Origin of the sequence: Pseudomonas sp. v388, assembly GCF_003935425.1 — a bacterium.
Taxonomy (GTDB): Bacteria; Pseudomonadota; Gammaproteobacteria; order Pseudomonadales; family Pseudomonadaceae; genus Aquipseudomonas.
The window spans coordinates 395,112-413,313 of sequence record NZ_RHQN01000004.1; the positions used below are offsets into that span (position 1 = coordinate 395,112).

At 60.9% G+C, this 18,202-nt stretch carries 19 protein-coding genes and 3 tRNA genes; 9 read left to right on the forward strand and 13 right to left on the reverse strand.

What is annotated here, in order from left to right:
* Positions 1 to 83: 83 nt before the first annotated feature.
* Positions 84 to 1,001: a LysR substrate-binding domain-containing protein gene (locus EGJ27_RS12420; protein ID WP_125831036.1), complete on the reverse strand. Its 918-nt coding sequence runs from the start codon at positions 999 to 1,001 to the stop codon at positions 84 to 86.
* Between the two features lie 127 nt (positions 1,002 to 1,128).
* Between EGJ27_RS12420 and EGJ27_RS12425 the strand changes: the two genes are divergently transcribed.
* Positions 1,129 to 2,505 carry an L-serine ammonia-lyase gene (locus EGJ27_RS12425; RefSeq protein ID WP_125831037.1) on the forward strand — a complete coding sequence of 459 codons (1,377 nt, stop codon included), beginning with the start codon at positions 1,129 to 1,131 and terminating at the stop codon, positions 2,503 to 2,505.
* Positions 2,506 to 2,678: 173 nt separating this feature from the next.
* Here EGJ27_RS12425 and EGJ27_RS12430 read toward each other — a convergent pair whose 3' ends face one another.
* Genes EGJ27_RS12430 through EGJ27_RS12440 form a run of 3 tightly spaced genes read right to left on the reverse strand, consistent with a single transcriptional unit; the run spans position 2,679 to position 6,253 of the window.
* Positions 2,679 to 3,836, reverse strand: coding sequence for a M20 aminoacylase family protein (locus EGJ27_RS12430; protein WP_125831038.1), 1,158 nt, complete (start codon positions 3,834 to 3,836; stop codon positions 2,679 to 2,681).
* Between the two features lie 5 nt (positions 3,837 to 3,841).
* Positions 3,842 to 5,359 (reverse strand): aldehyde dehydrogenase family protein, encoded by a 1,518-nt coding sequence (locus EGJ27_RS12435; protein ID WP_125831039.1) that lies wholly within the window; start codon positions 5,357 to 5,359, stop codon positions 3,842 to 3,844.
* A 3-nt stretch (positions 5,360 to 5,362) separates the two neighbouring features.
* Entirely contained in the window at positions 5,363 to 6,253 is an 891-nt protein-coding gene (locus EGJ27_RS12440) for an NAD(P)-dependent oxidoreductase (RefSeq protein ID WP_125831040.1), read from the reverse strand.
* Positions 6,254 to 6,388: 135 nt separating this feature from the next.
* Between EGJ27_RS12440 and EGJ27_RS12445 the strand changes: the two genes are divergently transcribed.
* On the forward strand, positions 6,389 to 7,294 hold the full coding sequence (locus tag EGJ27_RS12445) for a LysR family transcriptional regulator (protein WP_125831041.1): 906 nt from the start codon (positions 6,389 to 6,391) through the stop codon (positions 7,292 to 7,294).
* A 52-nt stretch (positions 7,295 to 7,346) separates the two neighbouring features.
* On the opposite strand, the gene EGJ27_RS12450 is transcribed toward EGJ27_RS12445, so the two are convergent.
* Entirely contained in the window at positions 7,347 to 7,874 is a 528-nt protein-coding gene (locus EGJ27_RS12450) for a ferritin-like domain-containing protein (RefSeq protein ID WP_125831042.1), read from the reverse strand.
* A gap of 245 nt (positions 7,875 to 8,119) precedes the next feature.
* Here EGJ27_RS12450 and EGJ27_RS12455 point away from each other — a divergent pair, with 245 nt between their 5' ends.
* From EGJ27_RS12455 to EGJ27_RS12465, 3 genes are all read left to right on the forward strand, one after another.
* Positions 8,120 to 9,346 (forward strand): zinc-dependent alcohol dehydrogenase, encoded by a 1,227-nt coding sequence (locus EGJ27_RS12455; RefSeq protein WP_125831043.1) that lies wholly within the window; start codon positions 8,120 to 8,122, stop codon positions 9,344 to 9,346.
* An 18-nt stretch (positions 9,347 to 9,364) separates the two neighbouring features.
* Positions 9,365 to 9,589, forward strand: coding sequence for a PLD nuclease N-terminal domain-containing protein (locus EGJ27_RS12460; protein ID WP_125831044.1), 225 nt, complete (start codon positions 9,365 to 9,367; stop codon positions 9,587 to 9,589).
* A 198-nt stretch (positions 9,590 to 9,787) separates the two neighbouring features.
* Complete coding sequence (locus tag EGJ27_RS12465; RefSeq protein ID WP_125831045.1) at positions 9,788 to 10,387, forward strand: hypothetical protein; 600 nt, start codon at positions 9,788 to 9,790, stop codon at positions 10,385 to 10,387.
* Positions 10,388 to 10,464: 77 nt separating this feature from the next.
* On the opposite strand, the gene EGJ27_RS12470 is transcribed toward EGJ27_RS12465, so the two are convergent.
* The 5 genes from EGJ27_RS12470 to EGJ27_RS12490 all read right to left on the reverse strand — a co-directional run bounded on the left by EGJ27_RS12470 (position 10,465) and on the right by EGJ27_RS12490 (position 13,923).
* Entirely contained in the window at positions 10,465 to 11,787 is a 1,323-nt protein-coding gene (locus EGJ27_RS12470; protein ID WP_125831046.1) for an APC family permease, read from the reverse strand.
* Positions 11,788 to 12,024: 237 nt separating this feature from the next.
* Positions 12,025 to 12,198 (reverse strand): general stress protein, encoded by a 174-nt coding sequence (locus EGJ27_RS12475; protein ID WP_125831047.1) that lies wholly within the window; start codon positions 12,196 to 12,198, stop codon positions 12,025 to 12,027.
* Between the two features lie 218 nt (positions 12,199 to 12,416).
* Complete coding sequence (locus EGJ27_RS12480; protein WP_125831048.1) at positions 12,417 to 12,653, reverse strand: DUF2934 domain-containing protein; 237 nt, start codon at positions 12,651 to 12,653, stop codon at positions 12,417 to 12,419.
* A 17-nt stretch (positions 12,654 to 12,670) separates the two neighbouring features.
* Positions 12,671 to 13,696 carry an SDR family oxidoreductase gene (locus EGJ27_RS12485; RefSeq protein WP_125831049.1) on the reverse strand — a complete coding sequence of 342 codons (1,026 nt, stop codon included), beginning with the start codon at positions 13,694 to 13,696 and terminating at the stop codon, positions 12,671 to 12,673.
* Positions 13,697 to 13,846: 150 nt separating this feature from the next.
* Positions 13,847 to 13,923, reverse strand: a tRNA-Arg gene (locus tag EGJ27_RS12490).
* Positions 13,924 to 14,251: 328 nt separating this feature from the next.
* Here EGJ27_RS12490 and EGJ27_RS12495 point away from each other — a divergent pair.
* From EGJ27_RS12495 to EGJ27_RS12505, 3 genes are all read left to right on the forward strand, one after another.
* Positions 14,252 to 14,491 carry a hypothetical protein gene (locus tag EGJ27_RS12495; protein ID WP_125831050.1) on the forward strand — a complete coding sequence of 80 codons (240 nt, stop codon included), beginning with the start codon at positions 14,252 to 14,254 and terminating at the stop codon, positions 14,489 to 14,491.
* A gap of 42 nt (positions 14,492 to 14,533) precedes the next feature.
* Positions 14,534 to 14,719 carry a PA3371 family protein gene (locus EGJ27_RS12500; RefSeq protein ID WP_125831051.1) on the forward strand — a complete coding sequence of 62 codons (186 nt, stop codon included), beginning with the start codon at positions 14,534 to 14,536 and terminating at the stop codon, positions 14,717 to 14,719.
* 469 nt (positions 14,720 to 15,188) lie between these two features.
* Positions 15,189 to 15,515 carry an Arc family DNA-binding protein gene (locus EGJ27_RS12505; protein ID WP_002554423.1) on the forward strand — a complete coding sequence of 109 codons (327 nt, stop codon included), beginning with the start codon at positions 15,189 to 15,191 and terminating at the stop codon, positions 15,513 to 15,515.
* Between the two features lie 145 nt (positions 15,516 to 15,660).
* Here EGJ27_RS12505 and mgtE read toward each other — a convergent pair whose 3' ends face one another.
* On the reverse strand, positions 15,661 to 17,103 hold the full coding sequence (gene mgtE / locus EGJ27_RS12510) for a magnesium transporter (RefSeq protein ID WP_125831052.1): 1,443 nt from the start codon (positions 17,101 to 17,103) through the stop codon (positions 15,661 to 15,663).
* Between the two features lie 324 nt (positions 17,104 to 17,427).
* On the opposite strand from mgtE, the gene EGJ27_RS12515 reads away from it, so the two are divergent.
* The gene (locus EGJ27_RS12515) at positions 17,428 to 17,913 is read left to right on the forward strand and encodes a cell envelope protein SmpA (RefSeq protein ID WP_125831053.1); all 486 of its coding nucleotides are present in this window, start codon (positions 17,428 to 17,430) and stop codon (positions 17,911 to 17,913) included.
* Between the two features lie 43 nt (positions 17,914 to 17,956).
* On the opposite strand, the gene EGJ27_RS12520 is transcribed toward EGJ27_RS12515, so the two are convergent.
* Together EGJ27_RS12520 and EGJ27_RS12525 are read right to left on the reverse strand one after the other, a co-directional pair.
* Positions 17,957 to 18,033: transfer RNA gene (locus tag EGJ27_RS12520), tRNA-Arg, on the reverse strand.
* 86 nt (positions 18,034 to 18,119) lie between these two features.
* A tRNA-Arg gene (locus EGJ27_RS12525) sits at positions 18,120 to 18,196 on the reverse strand.
* Positions 18,197 to 18,202: the final 6 nt, after the last annotated feature.

Below are 18,202 nucleotides of genomic sequence, written 5' to 3' on the forward strand. Positions count from 1 at the left end.
ACAGCGGTGAATCAGGCACCTCATGCGTGACTGATAAACCGCTAGTCGCGAGCAAGCTCCCTCCCACAAAAAACCTACAACCTCTACAAACCCTCTTGCGCCATCATCACCAGCCAGTCATGCACGGCACGCCGCGAAGGCGTGCTCAGTGCGCCTTCGCGGTACGCCAGCACGTATTTCTTCTTGGCCTTGATCGGGTAGCCGAACGGCACGATCAGCGAGCCCTGCTCCAGCTCATCGGTAATCAGCGCCTTGCGGGCAATCGCCACGCCCATGCCCATTCGTGCCGCCTCGATGGTCAGGTGATTGCGGTTGAAGGTATGGCCGCGCCGTACGTCGATCCCGTCAGCACCGATGGCCGTCAGGTAGAACTCCCACTCGGCGTATTCATAACTGCCGCGCCACGCGGTGATGTCGTGCAACAACGGGAAATGCACCAGTTGGCTCGGCGCATCCAGCGGCGGCCGGCCTTCCAGTAAACGCGGGGAACACACCGGGAACAACTCTTCTTCCAGCAAGGACGTGGTCATCAGGCCTGGATAGCTACCGTCGTTCAGGTCGATGGCCAGGTCGAAATCGTCATCGCGCAACGAGCCGCTGCTGTCTTCGGCGATGATGCGCAGCTGGATATCCGGAAACGCTTCCTGCAGACGCGGCAGCCGCGGCATCAGCCATTTGCTGAGGAACGAAGGAATGCAGCGCAGCTTGAACACGCCGCCGATCCTGCCTGAATACAACAGGCGCAGTTCATCGCTGATGCGGCTCTGCACTTCGTTGGCGACGAACGCCAGGCGCTGCCCTTCGGCAGTCAGTTCCAGCCCGCGCCCGACCCGATGGAACAGCGCGAACCCCAGGCGCTCTTCAAGCTGGCGCATCTGCTGGCTGATGGCGCCGGGGGTGACGTGCAGCTCTTCGGCACAACGGGTGAAGGACAAATGCCGGGCCGCGCAAGCGAACACCTGAAGCCAGGCGTGCATCTGTGCGTTGAAGATTCTGCTCATTGAGGAGTTCCGCTAAAGCGTTGCATAGGAACAATCGTTTGTCGTTTGCATGACGCGAGCCAAATATGAAGGCCAGAAAGAAGGAGTTACAGCTCCCCTGCATCATCTCATTTGAAGGACCTCCGTGATGGCCATCAGCGTCTTCGACATGTTCAAAATCGGCATCGGGCCGTCCAGTTCCCACACCGTCGGCCCGATGCGCGCCGGCGTGCTGTTTGTAACCGAGCTGCGCGACCATGACCGGCTGCGTAGCGTAGAACGGATCGAGGTGCGATTGTACGGTTCTCTTTCAGCCACCGGCATCGGCCACGGCAGCGACCGCGCCACGGTGATGGGCCTGATGGGCGAATGGCCGGACCGCATCGACCCGGCGCAAGTGAACCCGCGCATCGACGCGCTGCTGGCCGACGGCAAGCTGATGTTGGGTGGCGAGCACGAGATCAATTTTGTCTGGGACCGGGACATGTGTCTGCTGGACGAAAGCCTGCCCTATCACCCCAATGGCATGACCTTGTGCGCTTATGGTCAGTCCGGTGAGATTCATGAGCAGACCTACTATTCGGTCGGCGGCGGTTTCGTGATCGACGCGGCCCAGGCGGCCAGCGGCGTGCTGGATAACGACGATACCGTCCTGCCTTACGATTTCTCCAGCGGCGCCCAGTTGCTGCGGCTGTGCAAGACCCACGGCTTGAGCATCTCCGACCTGATGATGGCCAACGAAAAGGCCTGGCGCAGCGAAGAGGAAATCCGCGAGAAGATCCTGGTCATCTGGGAAGCCATGCGCGCCTGTGTCGCCAAGGGCCTGACCGAGACCGGGATTCTGCCGGGCGGGTTGAACGTGCGTCGCCGCGCCTATCGTTTGCACCAGAGTTTGCAGAACCTTGATAACCCCAACGTGATCGGCTCGACATTGAGCGCCATGGAATGGGTCAACCTGTTTGCCCTGGCGGTCAACGAAGAAAATGCCGCCGGCGGCCGCATGGTCACGGCGCCTACCAATGGCGCGGCGGGCATCGTGCCGGCGGTGCTGCATTACTTCATGAAGTTCAACCCTGCCGCCAATGACGACGACGTGGTGCGGTTCTTCCTGAGCGCGGCGGCAGTAGGCATTCTGTGCAAGAAGAACGCTTCGATTTCCGGTGCGGAAGTCGGTTGCCAAGGTGAAGTGGGATCGGCCTGCGCCATGGCGGCGGCGGGCCTGGCGGAAATCCTCGGCGCGACGCCCGAACAGGTTGAAAACGCAGCAGAGATCGGTCTGGAGCATAACCTCGGACTGACCTGCGACCCGGTAGGCGGCCTGGTTCAGGTGCCGTGCATCGAGCGCAATGCGATTGCGGCGGTGAAGGCGATCAACGCAGCACAGATGGCCTTGCGTGGCGACGGCGAGCACTTCATCTCCCTGGACCACGCCATCCGCACCATGCGCGACACCGGCGCGGATATGCATGACAAATACAAGGAAACCTCGCGAGGCGGGCTGGCGGTCAAATTCATCGAATGTTGACCCGCCGGACAGCCGCTTTGCGCCAGATCGCCAGCTTGCTGGCGAAGGCGGTAAAGCAGAATCAGCATTGACGCCGGACCTGTGGGAGGGAGCTTGCTCGCGACCCTCGGCATTTAGATTTCAAGCATGCCGGCCCTGTCGCCAGCACGCTGCCTCCCACGGAGAGTGGATGCTTAGCCCACCGGCAAACACTGCTCCACCAACGACGTCCACACCGCAACACCCGGTTCGATCACCTGGTCGTTGAAGTCGTAGTACGGGTTGTGCAGCGCGGCCGATGGTTTTTCGCCGTCGACGCCCATCCAGATGTAAGCACCCGGACACGCATGCAGCATGAAGGCGAAGTCTTCAGAGGCCATGGACGGGTTGCAGCCCCATTGCACGTTGGCTTCGCCCACCGCCGCCACCGCAGCGCGGCGGATGGTGCCGGCCGCTTCGACGTGGTTTTCCGTCACCGGATAACCCACGTTGTAGACCAGCTCGCCACGCACGCCGAACGCCGTCGGCAGACGCTCGACGAACTCGCCGATCAACTGCTGAACCTTGGCGCGCACTGGCGTTTGCAGGCAGCGCACGGTGCCGCGCAACACGGCGGTTTCCGGCAGCACGTTGATGGCTTCGCCGGCATTGAACTGCGTGACGCTGACCACCGCTGAGTCCAGCGGCGACAGGCGCCGGGAAACGATGGTCTGTAGACCCAGCACCAGTTCGGCACCAGCCACGATCGGATCGAAGCCACGGTCCGGCATGGCGGCGTGGCTGCCTTTGCCGGTCAGGGTGATTTCAAAGGTGTCCAGCGAAGCCATCATCGGCCCCGGATTGATCACCACCTGCCCGGCCGGGACGCCCGGCCAGTTGTGCAGACCGTAGATGGCTTCCATCGGGAACCGCTCGAACAGCCCGTCCTCGATCATCCGCTGTGCGCCGCCGAGATTTTCCTCGGCCGGCTGGAAGACGAAATGCACGGTGCCGCGAAAGCGTCGTGTCTCGGCCAGATGCCTGGCGGTCGCCAGCAGAATCGCGGTGTGGCCGTCATGGCCGCAGGCATGCATGCAGCCTTTGTGTGCCGATTTGTGCGGGCTGTCGCCCAATTCCTGAATCGGCAGCGCGTCCATGTCGGCACGAATGCCGATGGTCGGGCCATCGCCGGTGCGCAATGTACCCACCACGCCGGTGCCACCGAGGCCGCGATGGACCTCGATGCCGAAGCTGTGCAGCAGGCTGGCGACCTTGTCGGAGGTCTGCTGCTCCTGGAAACCCAGCTCCGGCGCCGCGTGCAGGGTACGGCGCCAGAGCGTGGCGTCTTCGATCAGTGTTCGCGAAATCGTCATGTCGATCACTCCAGGCTCGCGCCATAACCGAAGCTGGCAGCCGGCTTGGCGGCGGTTTCCACCCAGACGCTTTTCACTTCGCTGTATTCGCGCAGCGCGTCCAGGCCCGAAGAACGACCATAGCCGCTCTCGCCGTAACCGCCAAATGGCGAGCTGACGTGGATGGTTTTATAACCGTTGATCCAGAAGGTTCCGGCACGCACTTGTCTGGCAACGCGATGAGCGCGGCCGACATCACGGGTCCACACGCCACCGGCCAGGCCGAAGCGACTGTCGTTGGCGATGCGGATCGCGTCTTCTTCGTCCTTGAACGGAATCGCGACCACCACCGGGCCGAAGATTTCTTCCTGGGCACAGTACAAAGCGTTGTTACCGGCCAGCACGGTGGGGTTGACGTAGTAGCCAGGCTTGTTCGGGATTGGGTCGGCGTTGTCGCCTACCAGTTTGGCGCCATCCTTCAACGCGCCTTCGACCATGGCTTTCACATGGTTGTACTGCTTGGCGTTGTTGATCGGGCCGATCTGGGTTTCCGGATCGCTCGGGTCGCCGACCTTGAATTGCGTGGCGGCAACGGCCAGCGCCTTGGTGAATTTCTCGAAGATCGATTCCTGCACCAGCAGGCGCGAACCGGATACGCAGCTCTGCCCGGCACCGGAGAAGATCGCAGCCTGAGCGCCGCGCAGGGCGACTTCCAGGTCCGCGTCTTCAAACACGATGTTGGCCGACTTGCCGCCCAGCTCCAGCACTGCCGGAATGCAGCGTTGTGCCGCTGCGACCGCGATGTGACGGCCTGTTGCCGGCGAACCGACAAACACCACTTTGCGTATATCGGCCTTGGCGATAAACGCCTGGCCAATGCTATGCCCGAAGCCGGCCACCACGTTGACCAGGCCTTTCGGCACACCGGCACGCTCGACCAGCACGCCCACCACCAGCGAACTGAGCGCGGTCAGTTCCGAAGGCTTGATGATCACCGCGTTGCCGGCGGCGATGGCCGGAGCGATCTGCCAGCCGCAGGTGAAGATCGGCGCGTTCCACGGGGTGATCTGCAACACAGTGCCCAGCGGTTCGTAGGTCACGTAGTTGAGATGGCTGGTAGGCACGGGAATGACTTCGCCGTGCAGCTTGTCCGCCCAACCGGCGTAGTACTCGAACATCTCGGCGACCTTGAGCACTTCCACCCGCGCATCGCGGATCGGCTTGTTGGCGGTCAGGGATTCGATCTGCGCCAGGTTTTCCAGCTCTTCACGAACCAGGTTGCCGACTTGATACATGGCGCGGCCGCGAGCCTGGGCGGTGAGCGCCCACCATTGCGTCTGCGCAGCCTTGGCGGCCTTGTCGGCCAGCTCGACCAGCGAGTCGTCCGCGTCGGGATAGCTCAGTTGCAGGCTGTCGTCATGGGCGTTGCGCACTTGCACCGGCGCGCCGTGACCTTCGACGAACTCGCCGCCGACATAACTGGCGACCACGCTGCGGTCACCCCAATAAGGACGCATCAGTTCCAGCAGGTTTGCGGTGCTCATCGCTTATTCTCCACGGCCAAACAGTTTGGCATCGGTACGCTGCACGATTGCGCAGAAGTCTTGGTTATCCGCCAGGGTTTCGCTGCTGGCTTTCCACAATTGGGCGACGACACGCGACAGCGGCAGGTCCATGTCGAGGCTGTCCGCCAGGTCGCTGGCCAGGCCGACGTCCTTGCGCATCAAGCCCATGGTGAAGCCCGAATCGTAGGCTTTGTTCAGTACCCAGGTCGGAAACATCACTTGAGTGGCGCCGCTGCGGCCGGAACCGGCGTTAAGGCCTTGCAGCAGTTTTTCCGGATCGACACCGGCCTTGGCGGCCATGGCGACGGCTTCGGCAGTGCTGATCAGGTGGCAGGCGGCGAGCATGTTGTTGGCGATCTTGGCGACATTGCCGGCACCGCAACGGCCGACATGTACGCGGGTCCCGCTCATGCCTTCAAGGATTGGCATGACGCGAGCCAGGTCGGCGTCTTCGGCACCGATCACCATGGACATGGTGCCGGTGGCCGCGCCTTTCGGGCCGCCGGAAACCGGTGCGTCGATGAACGCGACGCCGGTCTTGAGCAGTTGGGCCGCGACCTGACGACTCATTTCCGGCGTGGAGGTGGTGGTGTCGACGACGATCAGGCCCTTACGGCCCAAATCGCTGATACCGCCTTCGTCCAGGCAGACCGCTTCGACGTGTTCGGCCTTGGGCAGCGACAGGATCAGGACGTCGACGTTCTGGATCAGCTGCGCGCGATCAGCCACCGGCTTGACGCCCTTGGCCTGCGCCTGCGTCAGCGCCGCTTCGGAGAGGTCGAAGCCGCTGACATCAAAGCCCTTGCTCGCCAACGTCGCGGCCATCCCGCCGCCCATGTTGCCCAACCCGATCACACCTACTTTCAACGTCATGTCTGTCATTTCCCGCTCGGAGGTCTATGGCACGCCGGCCAATGGCTGTTGCTCCGAGTATGGACAGCGCTCTAGCCGCTCAGCAATAATCTCGAAATCGAATTTCCGTTGCCTTTATCGCAACACAGGAAGCCCATGAGCCTGGTTCAAGATCGTCGAATTCTGTATTTCTACGAGGCAGTGCGCCTGGGCAGCGTGCGCGCTGCGGCGGATTTTCTGAACGTTGCGCCTTCGGCCGTCAGCCGGCAGATCGCGCAACTGGAGCAGGAGCTGGGCTCACCGCTGCTGGAGCGCCATCGGCGCGGCGTGAAGCCCACCGAAGCCGGCGACAAGGTCCTGGGCTATTACCGCCAGCGTCTGACTCAGCAAGAAGACCTGCTCGATTCGATCCAGGCGCTGCGCGGCTTGCACAGCGGTTCGGTGACACTGGTGTCCGGCGAAGGCTTCCTGGAAAGCCTCGCCCAGCCGCTGGCCCGGTTTTCCGCGCTGTACCCCAGGATCGAGCTGACCGTGAACGTCTGCGGCAGCAACGAAGTGATCCGCCAAGTGGTGGAGGATGAAGCGCATATCGGCCTGGTATTCAACCCGGCGGCAGACCCGAAGATCCGCTCTCACGCCCATCAGCGCCAACCGGTGTGCGTCATCACCGCCCCGAATCATCCGCTGGCACAGGAGCCGGGCCCCGTCGAACTCGAGAGCCTGGATCGCTATCAACTGGCGTTGCCGGCGGTGTCCTACGGTATCCGCCAGATTCTCCTGGAAGCAGAACATCAACTGGGCGTTTCGGTACGACCGGTGCTGACCTGCAGCACTTTCGCCATGCTCAAGCACTTCGCCATGCAAGGCGGCATTACCCTGCTGCCGACGTTCGTGGTCGAGGAAGAAATCAAGGCCGGTAAACTGTTGGCGTTGCCGTTGCAGAATCAAGTGTTCAGCAGCCCGCAGACACACCTGATCAGCCGCCTGGGCCGCCAGCTCAGTGTCGGCGCCAATCGCTTGATGGGGATGTTGCTGCACGACATGACGGCGTTCAGAAGCTGAGCCCAGCGAGCATCAACCCGCCGTTGCAGCGGGCCGGTGCTCGACCTTCGGGTTATTGCTCGTCTTCCTCGTCGAGCAGGGTCGCGGCCTGATTGCCGCCCTGCTCGGCAATCGCGGTGAGTTTCTCGTCGGCGGCCTTTTCTTCCGCCAGGGTTTCACCCAACAAGTCCGCCGCGTCGTCCATGCCCAGATGCCGCGCCATGGCGATCAGCGTGCCGTAGCCGGCAATTTCATAGTGCTCGACCTTCTGGCAGGCGGCGATCAGCCCGGCGTCCAGCACAGGGCCTTTTTCAATTTCATCGAGCAGTTCCTTGCTCTCTTCGATCAGACCTTCCATCGCGATGCACTTCATGCGCCGCTTCAGTTTCAGCTCCGATTGCTCGACCAGTTGATCGATCCGCTGGATCTGCCCGAAGGTTTCCTCCAGGTGCGATTCAAAGGCTTCGGCGAGCGCAGGGTTGGTGGAAGCGCGTGCCAGTTTCGGCAACGCCTTGGTGATCTGCTTTTCCGCGCTGTAGATATCGGAAAGCTCATGGATGAACAGGTCTTCTATCGTTGTCTTGCGTGATGTCTTGTTCATGGAAAACCTCTTTTCGGCTGCTGCCGATCCGGTTTGACCGGGCGGACGACCTTGATTCCCACCCGGTTCTGGATCGACTTGGCCCCACGGCGACGGTTCAGCCCGGCCAGGCGGAACCCGACGAACAGCCACGGGGCCGTTTTCGGGACCGTTAGTCAACCGGCGAGAAAATGCGCTGAACCTACGGCATCTGCGTCGTTCATCTGATGACAGGCCAGAAAACCTGGCAGAGCTGAGGAGTCATCATGAGAGCATTGACCTATCACGGCGCGCATAACGTTAAAGTCGATACCGTGCCGGATCCGACTATTCAGGAAGCGGATGACATCATCCTGCGGGTGACTGCCACCGCCATTTGCGGTTCGGACCTGCACCTCTACCGAGGCAAGATTCCTACCGTGGAGCACGGCGATATTTTCGGCCATGAATTCATGGGCGTCGTCGAGGAAGCCGGTTCAGCGGTGACCGCCGTCAAGCCTGGTGATCGGGTGGTCATTCCGTTCGTGATTGCCTGCGGCAGTTGCTTCTTCTGCCAGGCCGACCTGTTTGCCGCCTGTGAAACCACCAACACCGGGCGCGGCGCGATCATCAACAAGAAGTCGATTCCACCGGGAGCGGCGCTGTTCGGCTTCAGCCACCTGTATGGCGGCGTTCCAGGGGGCCAGGCCGAATATGTGCGGGTGCCCAAGGCCAATGTCGGCCCGTTCAAGGTGCCAGGCACCCTGGCGGACGAGAAAGTGCTGTTTCTGTCCGACATTCTGCCGACCGCGTGGCAAGCGGTGAACAACACCGGGATCGGCAAGGGTTCAAGCATCGCCATCTACGGGGCCGGGCCGGTCGGCCTGCTGAGCGCCGCCTGCGCCAGAATGCTCGGCGCGGAGCGGATTTTCATGGTCGATCACCACCCATACCGCCTGGCGTATGCCCAGCGCACCTATGGGGTAATTCCGATCAACTTCGATGAAGACGACGATCCAGCCGACACCATCATCCGCCAGACCCCGGGCATGCGCGGTGTGGATGGCGTGGTCGATGCGGTGGGTTTCGAGGCCAAGGGCAGTACCACGGAAACCATCCTGGCGACCCTTAAGCTCGAAGGCAGCAGCGGCAAGGCGTTGCGCCAGTGCATCGCGGCAGTTCGACGCGGCGGCGTGGTCAGCGTGCCGGGCGTGTATGCCGGGTTTATCCACGGCTTCATGTTCGGCGACGCATTCGACAAGGGCCTGACTTTCAAAATGGGCCAGACTCACGTGCAGCGCTATTTGCCCGAGCTGTTGGAGCACATTGAAACCGGTCGCCTGGAGCCTGAAGCGATCATCACCCATCGCCTCTCGCTGGAAGACGCGGTGACCGGCTACAAGCTGTTCGACAAGAAAGAGGAGGACTGCCGCAAGGTGATTCTCACCCCAGGCAGCAGCGCCATTCCATTGCCGGTGACCGACCCGATCGGTGGCGGCATTCCAGCAGTCTGATGCGAGCGGAGGTGTCTGATGGAGGCTTCAAACTGGTTCTGGATCGCGACGGCGATCATCATCCTGGCGCTAGACGCCTTCCTGATCAACAGCGTCTGGCGTTCGACCAAACCGGTCGGCACCAAGACCGGCTGGGCGGTGCTGATACTGGCCCTGCCGGTGGTGGGCGCGGTGATCTGGGGCATCAGCGGCCCACGCGGCGTGGCGCAGGCACCGACCTCGCCGGACCACAGCAAGGGCTGATGAGGACAGTCCACCCGTAACCGATCTTTTGCCTGCACATCCTTCGCCAGCAAGCTGACTCCTGTACAGGGAGCCACCCTGCTGGCGCAGCCCACCACCCGTGCTGCAGCTTAATGTTCAAGACGTACCGGTTTGCGCCGATACAGCTTCTGGCCCGACGCCTGTCGGGCCGGGACTTAAATGAACAAGGAGCTGTAGATGCGTATTTCCTGCCTTTTGACCCTGGTGGGCACATTGTTGCTGACGGGTTGTTCTTCACTGATGCAGCCGGTCGATAACCCGGTGGTCCAGCCCAGCCCGACCGACCAGGCGCAGGTCGTCTTCATGCGCAGCGCCTTCACCGGCAAGGCCATTGACGCTTCGCTGTATGACGTGACCGACGGCCAGACCCGTTTCGTCGGTATCCTGTCCAATGCCACCAAAATCGCCTACCCGGTTGCCCCAGGCCATCGTGTATTCATGGTCGTGTCCGAAGCCGCCGATTTCCTAGAAGCGGACCTGGTGGCCGGCAAGACGTATTACGCGCTGGTCACCCCGCGCATGGGCATGTGGAAGGCACGGTTCTCGCTCTGGCCGGTATCCCGCGATCCGAAAGCCGAATACAGCCTGCAATCGAGCGATTTCAAGGACTGGATCAGCGATACCCAGCTGGTCACCAACTCGCCGAAATCGTTGACCTGGTTCCAGCAGCACAAGGCTGACGTGGAATCCAAACGGGTCGAATACTGGCCGGTGTGGAAGCAGAAGAGCCCTGCCGATCTGCAACTTCGCACGTTGAAAGCGACCGACGGTCAGTAATCCGGTTTGTGCGCGAGTCGGCGCCGGTCCGACTCGCCGCGCAGCGTTCGTCACTCGGCCGCAATGGCCGCATCCCGTCAGCCATCCAGCGCGGCAACCGGTTTTGCAAGCCGTGTACCGCCATACAACACCACACCCACCACCATCAGAGCCCCGGCGCGCAGCCAGGTCTCCAGACTCTGCTGGCTGAGCAGAATCAGGCAGGAAATGATCGCCAGCACCGGCACCCAGGTGGAAACCCGGAAGTGCTTCTCCTCGACGTGATCGCGGCGCAGTACCAGCACGGCCAGATTGGTGCTGATGAACACGAACAGCAGCAACAGAACCACGGTCTCGGCCAGCACCGCGAGTGTGCCGGTCAAGGTCAAGGCGATGGCCACCAGTGTGGTGCTGACGATTGCCACCCAGGGCGTGCGACGCCCGGCCAGTACCCTGCCGAATACCTCCGGCAGCAAGCCGTTGCGCGCCATGCCGTAGGTGAGTCGGCTGGCCATGATCATGGTCAGCAAGGCGCCGTTGGCCACGGCGATCAGAGCAATGAACGCAAACAGCCGAGGCGGGATGCCCAGGCCGGAAGCGCGGACCACTTCCAGCAGCGGCGCGCTGGAGGCGACCAGAGCGTCAACCGGCAACACCGAGGCCGCAGCGATGCCCACCGCCATATAGATAATGCCGGCTACCAGCAGTGCGCCGAACAGCGCACGCGGGTAAACCTTGCGCACATCACGGATTTCCTCGGCGAGGTTGGCGGAAGTCTCGAATCCCACGAAGGAGTAGAAGGCGATCAGCGCCGCGCCAAGCACCGCCAGCATCGGGCTGACGCCAGGCTTGAACTCAAGGGCGCGCGCCGGCTCGGCGGCGCCGGAACCGAAGAACCAGACCGCTGCCAGGATCACCAGCAGCAGCCCGGACAATTCGATGGTGGTCATCACCAGATTCGCGCCGAGGGACTCCTTGATGCCCCGCGCGTTGAGCAGGCCGATCACCAGGAGAAACGCCAGGGCCGCCAGATGCGGTGCAATATCGACGAACGTGGCCAGATAATCGCCGGCAAACGCCAGTGACAACCCCGCGGCACTGGTCACGCCGGCGGCAAGCATGCAAAAGCCGACCAGGAATGAAATCAGCGGCGAGTTGAACGCCTTGCCGGCAAACACGGCAGCGGCCCCGGCATGCGGATACTTGGTGACCAGCTCGGCATAGGAGCCTGCGGTGAGCATGGCGAAAAACAAGGCGATCAGCAGCGGCACCCAGATCGCTCCGCCCACTTCGCCGGCAATGGTACCGGCTAGCGCGTAGACACCCGCCCCGAGCACATCACCCAGAATGAACAGAAACAACATCGGCCCGGTCACCGCTCGGCGCAGGGAATTGTTTGGCTTTTCAGCAGATGCGTTCATGGACGGTTCCCTGTTCGAAGACCCCCACCCCGCCGCTCGCTGATCGCCGCGACGCGTCAAGTGCGGGAGGTTATGAACAATGGGAATAAAACCGCTGAGTAAAGTTCACACTTGTTGCTGCCGACCCGTTGAATGGCGCGCGACCCCGCTCATGCCAGACCGACCCGGGCGGGACCGGTCTGGGTAAACCGGCGAGCGCCGGAAGAGGATGTTGCAGGCGCTCGTTACAGGTCGAACTCAGCTACGTTTGCCGTGGCTGCTTTGCCCGCCTTTCTTGCCTGCTTCTGAAGCTTTCTCCCGGTCGTTCGCAAAATTGCCTCCTGATGCCTGACCACCCTTGCGGCCCGCTTCCGAGGCTTTCTTGCGGTCATTGGCAAAGTTTCCAGGATTGGAGTTTCCGGTGTTAGCCATGATTCTCTTCCTCTCAAGTTGTTTGCTTACTCACGAAGGGTGAGTAACGTATATGACCCGCTCTGGGCGGTAAGTTTACGCAACAAGCACCGAGCCTGGACGAACGGGAACGAACCGACAGGCGGTGTCAGCCCGGTAGACGACTGGCCGGTTCAGAGCGGTCAGCGCTGTTGTCAGTGCAACTTCAAGCCTGCCATGAGCACCACCCGATCACCGACTCAGCTTGCAGAAGTTTCCTGCGATTCATCAGCCGAAGTACCGCCCCCTGATTGATCGGCGCCACTTTCCAGATCATCCGATTGTTCATCGCGAGTATCGACGCCCGAGGCCCCGCCCTGTTCGGCTTCCAGCAATGAGCGCGCCCGATGCCAGTAGGTTTCAGGCGACCCCTCCTGACCACCGGCCTGCTCCCACAATTCATATGCTTTTTCGCGAATCTTCGCTTCATCGATCATTTCGGCTCTCCATTTGCTCAGGGGATTGAGGATCTGCGTGCCGGTGCGGTCTCGTCTTTCATGCGTTCGCGGATACCCCCGGATACGCCCTGGCCTTTTTCCACCGGCTGATACAGATTGCCCGGAGTACGTGGCGCCTCAGGATTGATCTCGACTTCCGCCGCTTCGATGGCGTGAGCGGAAAAGCGCGCCGTAAGGTCAGGAGCCAGACGGTACGACCAGTACGCCATCTTGGCCTTGTAGCCGACCTTGATTTCGTCCTCCGGGTCCAGCGTAGCCCGGACAATCGCATTCACCACTTTTTCCGGACCATCCATCGTCGGCAGCTGGGCCACGCGACCGGTGTAGTTACCGGCGTGATCCCACAGCGGCGTGTCCACGGCCCATGGCAGAACGGTCACCACATGGATGTCGTCGAGGCGCGCCAGGTTCAATTCTTCGTTGAGCACGCGCCCGAGGCTGATGACCCCGGCCTTGGAGGCCGAATACGAGGCGTGGTAGCTGTGCGGTACCACGCCGTCTACCGAGGCGACGTTGATCAGCACGCCTGCGCCCTGGGCGCGGAACTGGCGGATGGCCAGGTAACTGTTGGTCATGACACCCTTGAGATTGACGTCGAGAATCCGCTGGTGATCCTGCAGTGGAACGTCTTCAAAGCGTCCGACCGCGACCACGCCGGCACTGTTGATCCAGCCGTCGATCCGGCCGAAGCGGCTGACGGTCTGCTGCGCCAGCTGGAGCATCTGCCCGGTGTCGGTGACGTCGGCGGCCACCACCAGCGCCTGACCGCCCAGCGCACGCACTTCCTGGGCCACGCTTTGCAGCGCCCGCTCACGGCGCGCCACAACCACCACATTGGCACCGCCGCGCCCCAGCTCCAGTGCCACCCCACGCCCAATGCCACTGGACGCCCCGGTGACGATGAACGTCTTGCCGGCAAGTTTTGCGCGATCGTCGACGCTCAGCGGTCGCGTCACGCAACCGGACAACGCGATAAATGTGGCGGGTAACAGGAGAAGCAACGGCCAGGCACGAAGGATCATGGGAAGTATCTCGACAGAGGGCTTTCTATCGTGACCTGAGGGCATGCGGGAAGTTGGCGAGCAATGGCCGGCAAGGCGACGGCTGGTTTTGGCGGGCGTTGCAAAAGGTGCCGCATGGGTATCGCCGAGTGCCGACGATGACCGTGGAGATGGTGTCCCAGGGCAGGTTCGAACTGCCAACCTTCCCCTTAGGAGGGGGATGCTCTATCCAATTGAGCTACTGAGACATTTCCATTGCAGAAGCCTGCGCCAGCGCGCCGAAGGCGCCAGCGAGAACGGCGTGCATGTTAACGATCTGACAGGCTTTTGTCATGTCGTCATTGCCCCTGCGGCCTGTAGTCCGGATGCCGGCCTGAAGCGCCCGCGCCAGACCCATCATGCAAAATGCAACCCCCCAAAAAGCCATCATTGCAAAACGCAATGCAATGCACGCTAGATGAACGTATAACTCATTGAATTTAAAGGATTTTTTAATGCAAAAATATTGGCATGCAGAGTGCACTATCCCACAGACGAATACTCACCTTCCATTCAGTTCGGACAAGGTACTGGAAAATGAACATGACTCTGACAGCGTTGAATGCAGCCGCACTGGTGGCACTGATCGCCTTTCATTTCCAGGACTCCGGACTCGATACCCAGGCAAGTGCGCCACGCCTGCAACCGCACCATGCTGTCAGCCAGCCACCTCAGCTGGCCGTCATGACTGACAAGCGCGTCAATGCGGCTATGCTGACCAACGACGCGGAAGAAACCCTGCAGGTTCCTCGCAGCGAACAGCGCTGGGTTTTCTAACCGTCACGCCACCTAGCCATAGCCCTTCGAGAGAGAGACGCCATGTCAAAATCCGCTTTGTCATTCCTGATCCTGGCACTGATGGCTGTTGCCGCTGATCTTCTGCTTCCCGAACCTGCGCAGGCCTTCAGTAGCGTGTTGAAAATCGCTGCCGGCGTTTTCGCCAGTCTGTTCGTTGCTGCACTCTTCATTGGCCGTCGCTTCAAGTTCGACCCGGTTCTGCGCTGAGTCGCTCGTATTCACACCAGTTGGTCGGGAAGGCTTGCAGTACCTTCTCAGCGACCAGGTTTTGTTTCAACCCTGCCCCTTTTCCCGCTGATCCAGCCTCGCCTGTAGCCCACGCTGCCGCCCGGTCGTACGTCCGTCGGCGCCATTCGTATTTGCGCGAATAACCATCTACGCTGACGACAGATAGCCATCATGGCAAAAAGCAGTCAGGTGGTCGTTCCTGCGCCCGATTGAGCGGAAAACCCCAGCTTTGCAAAACCGCTCGCAATTCTGATAATTGGTGCTGGCTAAACGCCTTTATCTGCGTCAATATTTGTCACAGATTTGACGCCAAGGATTCGACGGAATGGGTCATGATGCCGACCCTCTTCATAAATCGGTTGAACATTTGTCCAAAAGGAGTGTCAGACTGTGACAATCTTGCGGCCACTTGCTAGAACCGCTTCCCCTGAACTAACCGGTTAAATATATGAGCCCTATGAAACAGGCTACTTATTCCAGCCGCACGGCTGACAAGTTCGTTGTTCGCCTACCAGACGGCATGCGTAATCGCGTGCAAGAGGTAGCCAAGAATCACCACCGCAGCATGAACTCGGAAATCATTGCTCGCCTCGAACAGAGCTTGATTCAGGAAGGAGCCCTTGGCGATGAGCCAAGCCTGCGCCTTGACAGTCCTGAGCTGTCTTTGCACGAACGCGAGTTGCTGCAGCGCTTCCGCCAACTGTCCCATCGCCAGCAGAATGCGCTGGTGTCGCTGATCGCTCATGACACGGAACTCGCTTCAGAAGAGTCCTGAGCAACAACCGATGTCCCGAAGGCCAGCGCTTAGCTGGCCTTTTTTTGTTGTAGGGTTGGTCGACCTTAGTTGTAGGAAATATCGCTAGACTATTTTTCAGGCATAAAAAAACCGCCGTCTAAGGCGGTGTTTTTTATGCTCGACGTTAGAGCAGGAAGATGGTGGCCAGCCCCAGAAAGATAAAGAAGCCTCCACTATCGGTCATGGCAGTAATCATCACACTGGCTCCCATGGCTGGATCGCGGCCAAGTCGCACCAGCGTCATGGGAATGATCACCCCCATCAAGGCCGCCAGCAGCAGGTTGAGCGTCATGGCCGCGGTCATGACCACGCCCAGGGACCAGCTGCCGTAGAGCATGTACGCCACGACACCGATCACGCCGCCCCAGACCACGCCGTTGATCAGACCTACCCCCAACTCCTTGCGCAGCAGGCGCGAGGTATTGCCGGTGTTGACCTGATCCAGCGCCATGGCGCGAACGATCATGGTGATCGTCTGGTTGCCGGAGTTGCCACCGATGCCGGCCACGATCGGCATCAGCGCCGCCAGGGCCACCAGCTTCTCGATGGACCCTTCGAACAGGCCGATCACGCGGGACGCCAGGAACGCGGTGACCAGGTTGACCGCCAGCCACGCCCAGCGGTTACGCAGCGAGCGCCATACCGAGGCGAAGATGTCTTCCTCCTCGCGCAGACCCGCCATGTTGAGGACTTCGCTTTCGCTCTCCTCACGAATCAGGTCAACCATTTCATCGATGGTCAGGCGGCCGATCAGCTTGCCGCTCTTGTCCACGACCGGCGTGGAGATCAAGTCATAGCGCTCGAAGGCCTGGGCCGCGTCGTAGGCGTTGTCTTCGGGGTGGAAAGTGACCGGGTCGTTGGCCATGACCTCACCGACCTGTTTCTCAGGGTCGTTGACCAGCAGACGCTTGATCGGCAGCACGCCCTTGAGCACGCCTTCGTAGTCGACCACGAACAGTTTGTCGGTGTGCCCCGGCAGCTCCTTGAGCCGACGCAGGTAGCGCAACACCACTTCCAGGCTGACATCCTCACGGATGGTCACCATCTCGAAGTCCATGAGGGCGCCGACCTGATCCTCATCATAGGAAAGCGCCGAACGCACGCGCTCGCGCTGCTGCACGTCCAGCGCTTCCATCAACTCATGAACGACGTCGCGCGGCAGCTCCGGCGCCAGGTCAGCCAGTTCGTCGGCGTCCATCTCACGAGCGGCCGCCAGCAGCTCGTGATCGTCCATGTCGGCAATCAGCGTTTCGCGAACCGAGTCGGACACTTCAAGCAGGATGTCGCCGTCGCGCTCGGCCTTGACCAACTGCCAGACCGTCAGGCGGTCTTCCAGGGGCAAGGCTTCGAGAATATAGGCAACGTCTGCGGAATGGAGATCGTCGAGCTTGCGTTGCAGCTCGACCAGATTCTGGCGATGCACCAGGTTTTCGACGCGATCCTGGTGCTGGCCTTCCTGACGATGCGTCAGGCCTTCAACGATACGCTGGCGCTGCAGGAGCTCGATAACTTGAGCAAGGCGATCCTGCAAACTTTCCTGCGTCTTCTTCACATCTCTTTCGGTCATAGGCGAACTCCACTCCCAGCAGCGGAGCACGCCGGGGAGATCAATCAGTTAATTCATGATTGTTGAAACGTACGATTGAGTAACTACTGGGTAAGTCCATGGAGGTATTCCACAAGCCCCGGCGGGGCTGACGGGCGCAATCATACACCGCTTTGTGCGCAGCGCACCTGAGAAAATGCTGCCAGGAACAGGCGTTTGCGGCGCAAACCTGAATGTTTTGCCAAGTGTCGGGAGTACGACGTCACATTCAGCGAAGAAAACACGCTGGTCCGGGCGAAACCCCGGCGTTAGGCTTGCGCATCGCAGGTCATGGAGGACTGAAGAATGCGAATTGCCACACGATTGTCGCTGTGCTGCGCCCTGATCACCCTTCCCGCTTTCGCCGCCGCCAATTCCGTTCAACGCTGTGAGGACGGCGCCGGCAACGTCAGCTTCACCACCCTGGGCTGTCCGGCGAGCCAGAGCAGTCAAACGCTTGAGGTCTACAACCCGTCGCCGGGCAGTGTCACGCCGGCGCCAATGCCGACACCACCACCACGCCGCCAACGAACGCCGGAACGGGCATTGGTCGTGGTAGGGCAACGCGATGACGGATGCGGCAACCGCCTGAGTCCGGAACAGCGGCGACAGGCGATCATCAATCAGCGCACGCCACCGGGCATGACGGTCAGGGATGTGGAAAGCCTGCTGGGACGTCCCGACAAGATCGTCAATCGCAACGGGCAATTGAGTTACCAGTACAAACAGAAGAAGGGACGCAGCAACACGGTGACGTTCGACGCCAACGGCTGTGTAAAAGGCAAACGGTAGAAAGCAAAAAGCCCACATCAAATGATGTGGGCTTTTTGGTGTATGGTGCACTCGACAGGATTCGAACCTGTGACCGCTCGGTTCGTAGCCGAGTACTCTATCCAGCTGAGCTACGAGTGCATTGGTGTTTTTAGACCAGATCACCTCTGGTTGAAGCCAGTCAATCACAGCGCCGTATGACTACGTTACTGCAACCAACCTTGAAATGGTGCACTCGACAGGATTCGAACCTGTGACCGCTCGGTTCGTAGCCGAGTACTCTATCCAGCTGAGCTACGAGTGCATTGTG

Excerpts from the sequence above, each read along its gene's own strand:
- EGJ27_RS12420 (WP_125831036.1), bottom strand. The coding sequence starts at position 1,001 with ATGAGCAGAATCTTCAACGCACAGATGCACGCCTGGCTTCAGGTGTTC.
- EGJ27_RS12425 (WP_125831037.1), top strand. The coding sequence starts at position 1,129 with ATGGCCATCAGCGTCTTCGACATGTTCAAAATCGGCATCGGGCCGTCC.
- EGJ27_RS12430 (WP_125831038.1), bottom strand. The coding sequence starts at position 3,836 with ATGACGATTTCGCGAACACTGATCGAAGACGCCACGCTCTGGCGCCGT.
- EGJ27_RS12435 (WP_125831039.1), bottom strand. The coding sequence starts at position 5,359 with ATGAGCACCGCAAACCTGCTGGAACTGATGCGTCCTTATTGGGGTGAC.
- EGJ27_RS12440 (WP_125831040.1), bottom strand. The coding sequence starts at position 6,253 with ATGACGTTGAAAGTAGGTGTGATCGGGTTGGGCAACATGGGCGGCGGG.
- EGJ27_RS12445 (WP_125831041.1), top strand. The coding sequence starts at position 6,389 with ATGAGCCTGGTTCAAGATCGTCGAATTCTGTATTTCTACGAGGCAGTG.
- EGJ27_RS12450 (WP_125831042.1), bottom strand. The coding sequence starts at position 7,874 with ATGAACAAGACATCACGCAAGACAACGATAGAAGACCTGTTCATCCAT.
- EGJ27_RS12455 (WP_125831043.1), top strand. The coding sequence starts at position 8,120 with ATGAGAGCATTGACCTATCACGGCGCGCATAACGTTAAAGTCGATACC.
- EGJ27_RS12460 (WP_125831044.1), top strand. The coding sequence starts at position 9,365 with ATGGAGGCTTCAAACTGGTTCTGGATCGCGACGGCGATCATCATCCTG.
- EGJ27_RS12465 (WP_125831045.1), top strand. The coding sequence starts at position 9,788 with ATGCGTATTTCCTGCCTTTTGACCCTGGTGGGCACATTGTTGCTGACG.
- EGJ27_RS12470 (WP_125831046.1), bottom strand. The coding sequence starts at position 11,787 with ATGAACGCATCTGCTGAAAAGCCAAACAATTCCCTGCGCCGAGCGGTG.
- EGJ27_RS12475 (WP_125831047.1), bottom strand. The coding sequence starts at position 12,198 with ATGGCTAACACCGGAAACTCCAATCCTGGAAACTTTGCCAATGACCGC.
- EGJ27_RS12480 (WP_125831048.1), bottom strand. The coding sequence starts at position 12,653 with ATGATCGATGAAGCGAAGATTCGCGAAAAAGCATATGAATTGTGGGAG.
- EGJ27_RS12485 (WP_125831049.1), bottom strand. The coding sequence starts at position 13,696 with ATGATCCTTCGTGCCTGGCCGTTGCTTCTCCTGTTACCCGCCACATTT.
- EGJ27_RS12495 (WP_125831050.1), top strand. The coding sequence starts at position 14,252 with ATGAACATGACTCTGACAGCGTTGAATGCAGCCGCACTGGTGGCACTG.
- EGJ27_RS12500 (WP_125831051.1), top strand. The coding sequence starts at position 14,534 with ATGTCAAAATCCGCTTTGTCATTCCTGATCCTGGCACTGATGGCTGTT.
- EGJ27_RS12505 (WP_002554423.1), top strand. The coding sequence starts at position 15,189 with ATGAGCCCTATGAAACAGGCTACTTATTCCAGCCGCACGGCTGACAAG.
- mgtE (WP_125831052.1), bottom strand. The coding sequence starts at position 17,103 with ATGACCGAAAGAGATGTGAAGAAGACGCAGGAAAGTTTGCAGGATCGC.
- EGJ27_RS12515 (WP_125831053.1), top strand. The coding sequence starts at position 17,428 with ATGCGAATTGCCACACGATTGTCGCTGTGCTGCGCCCTGATCACCCTT.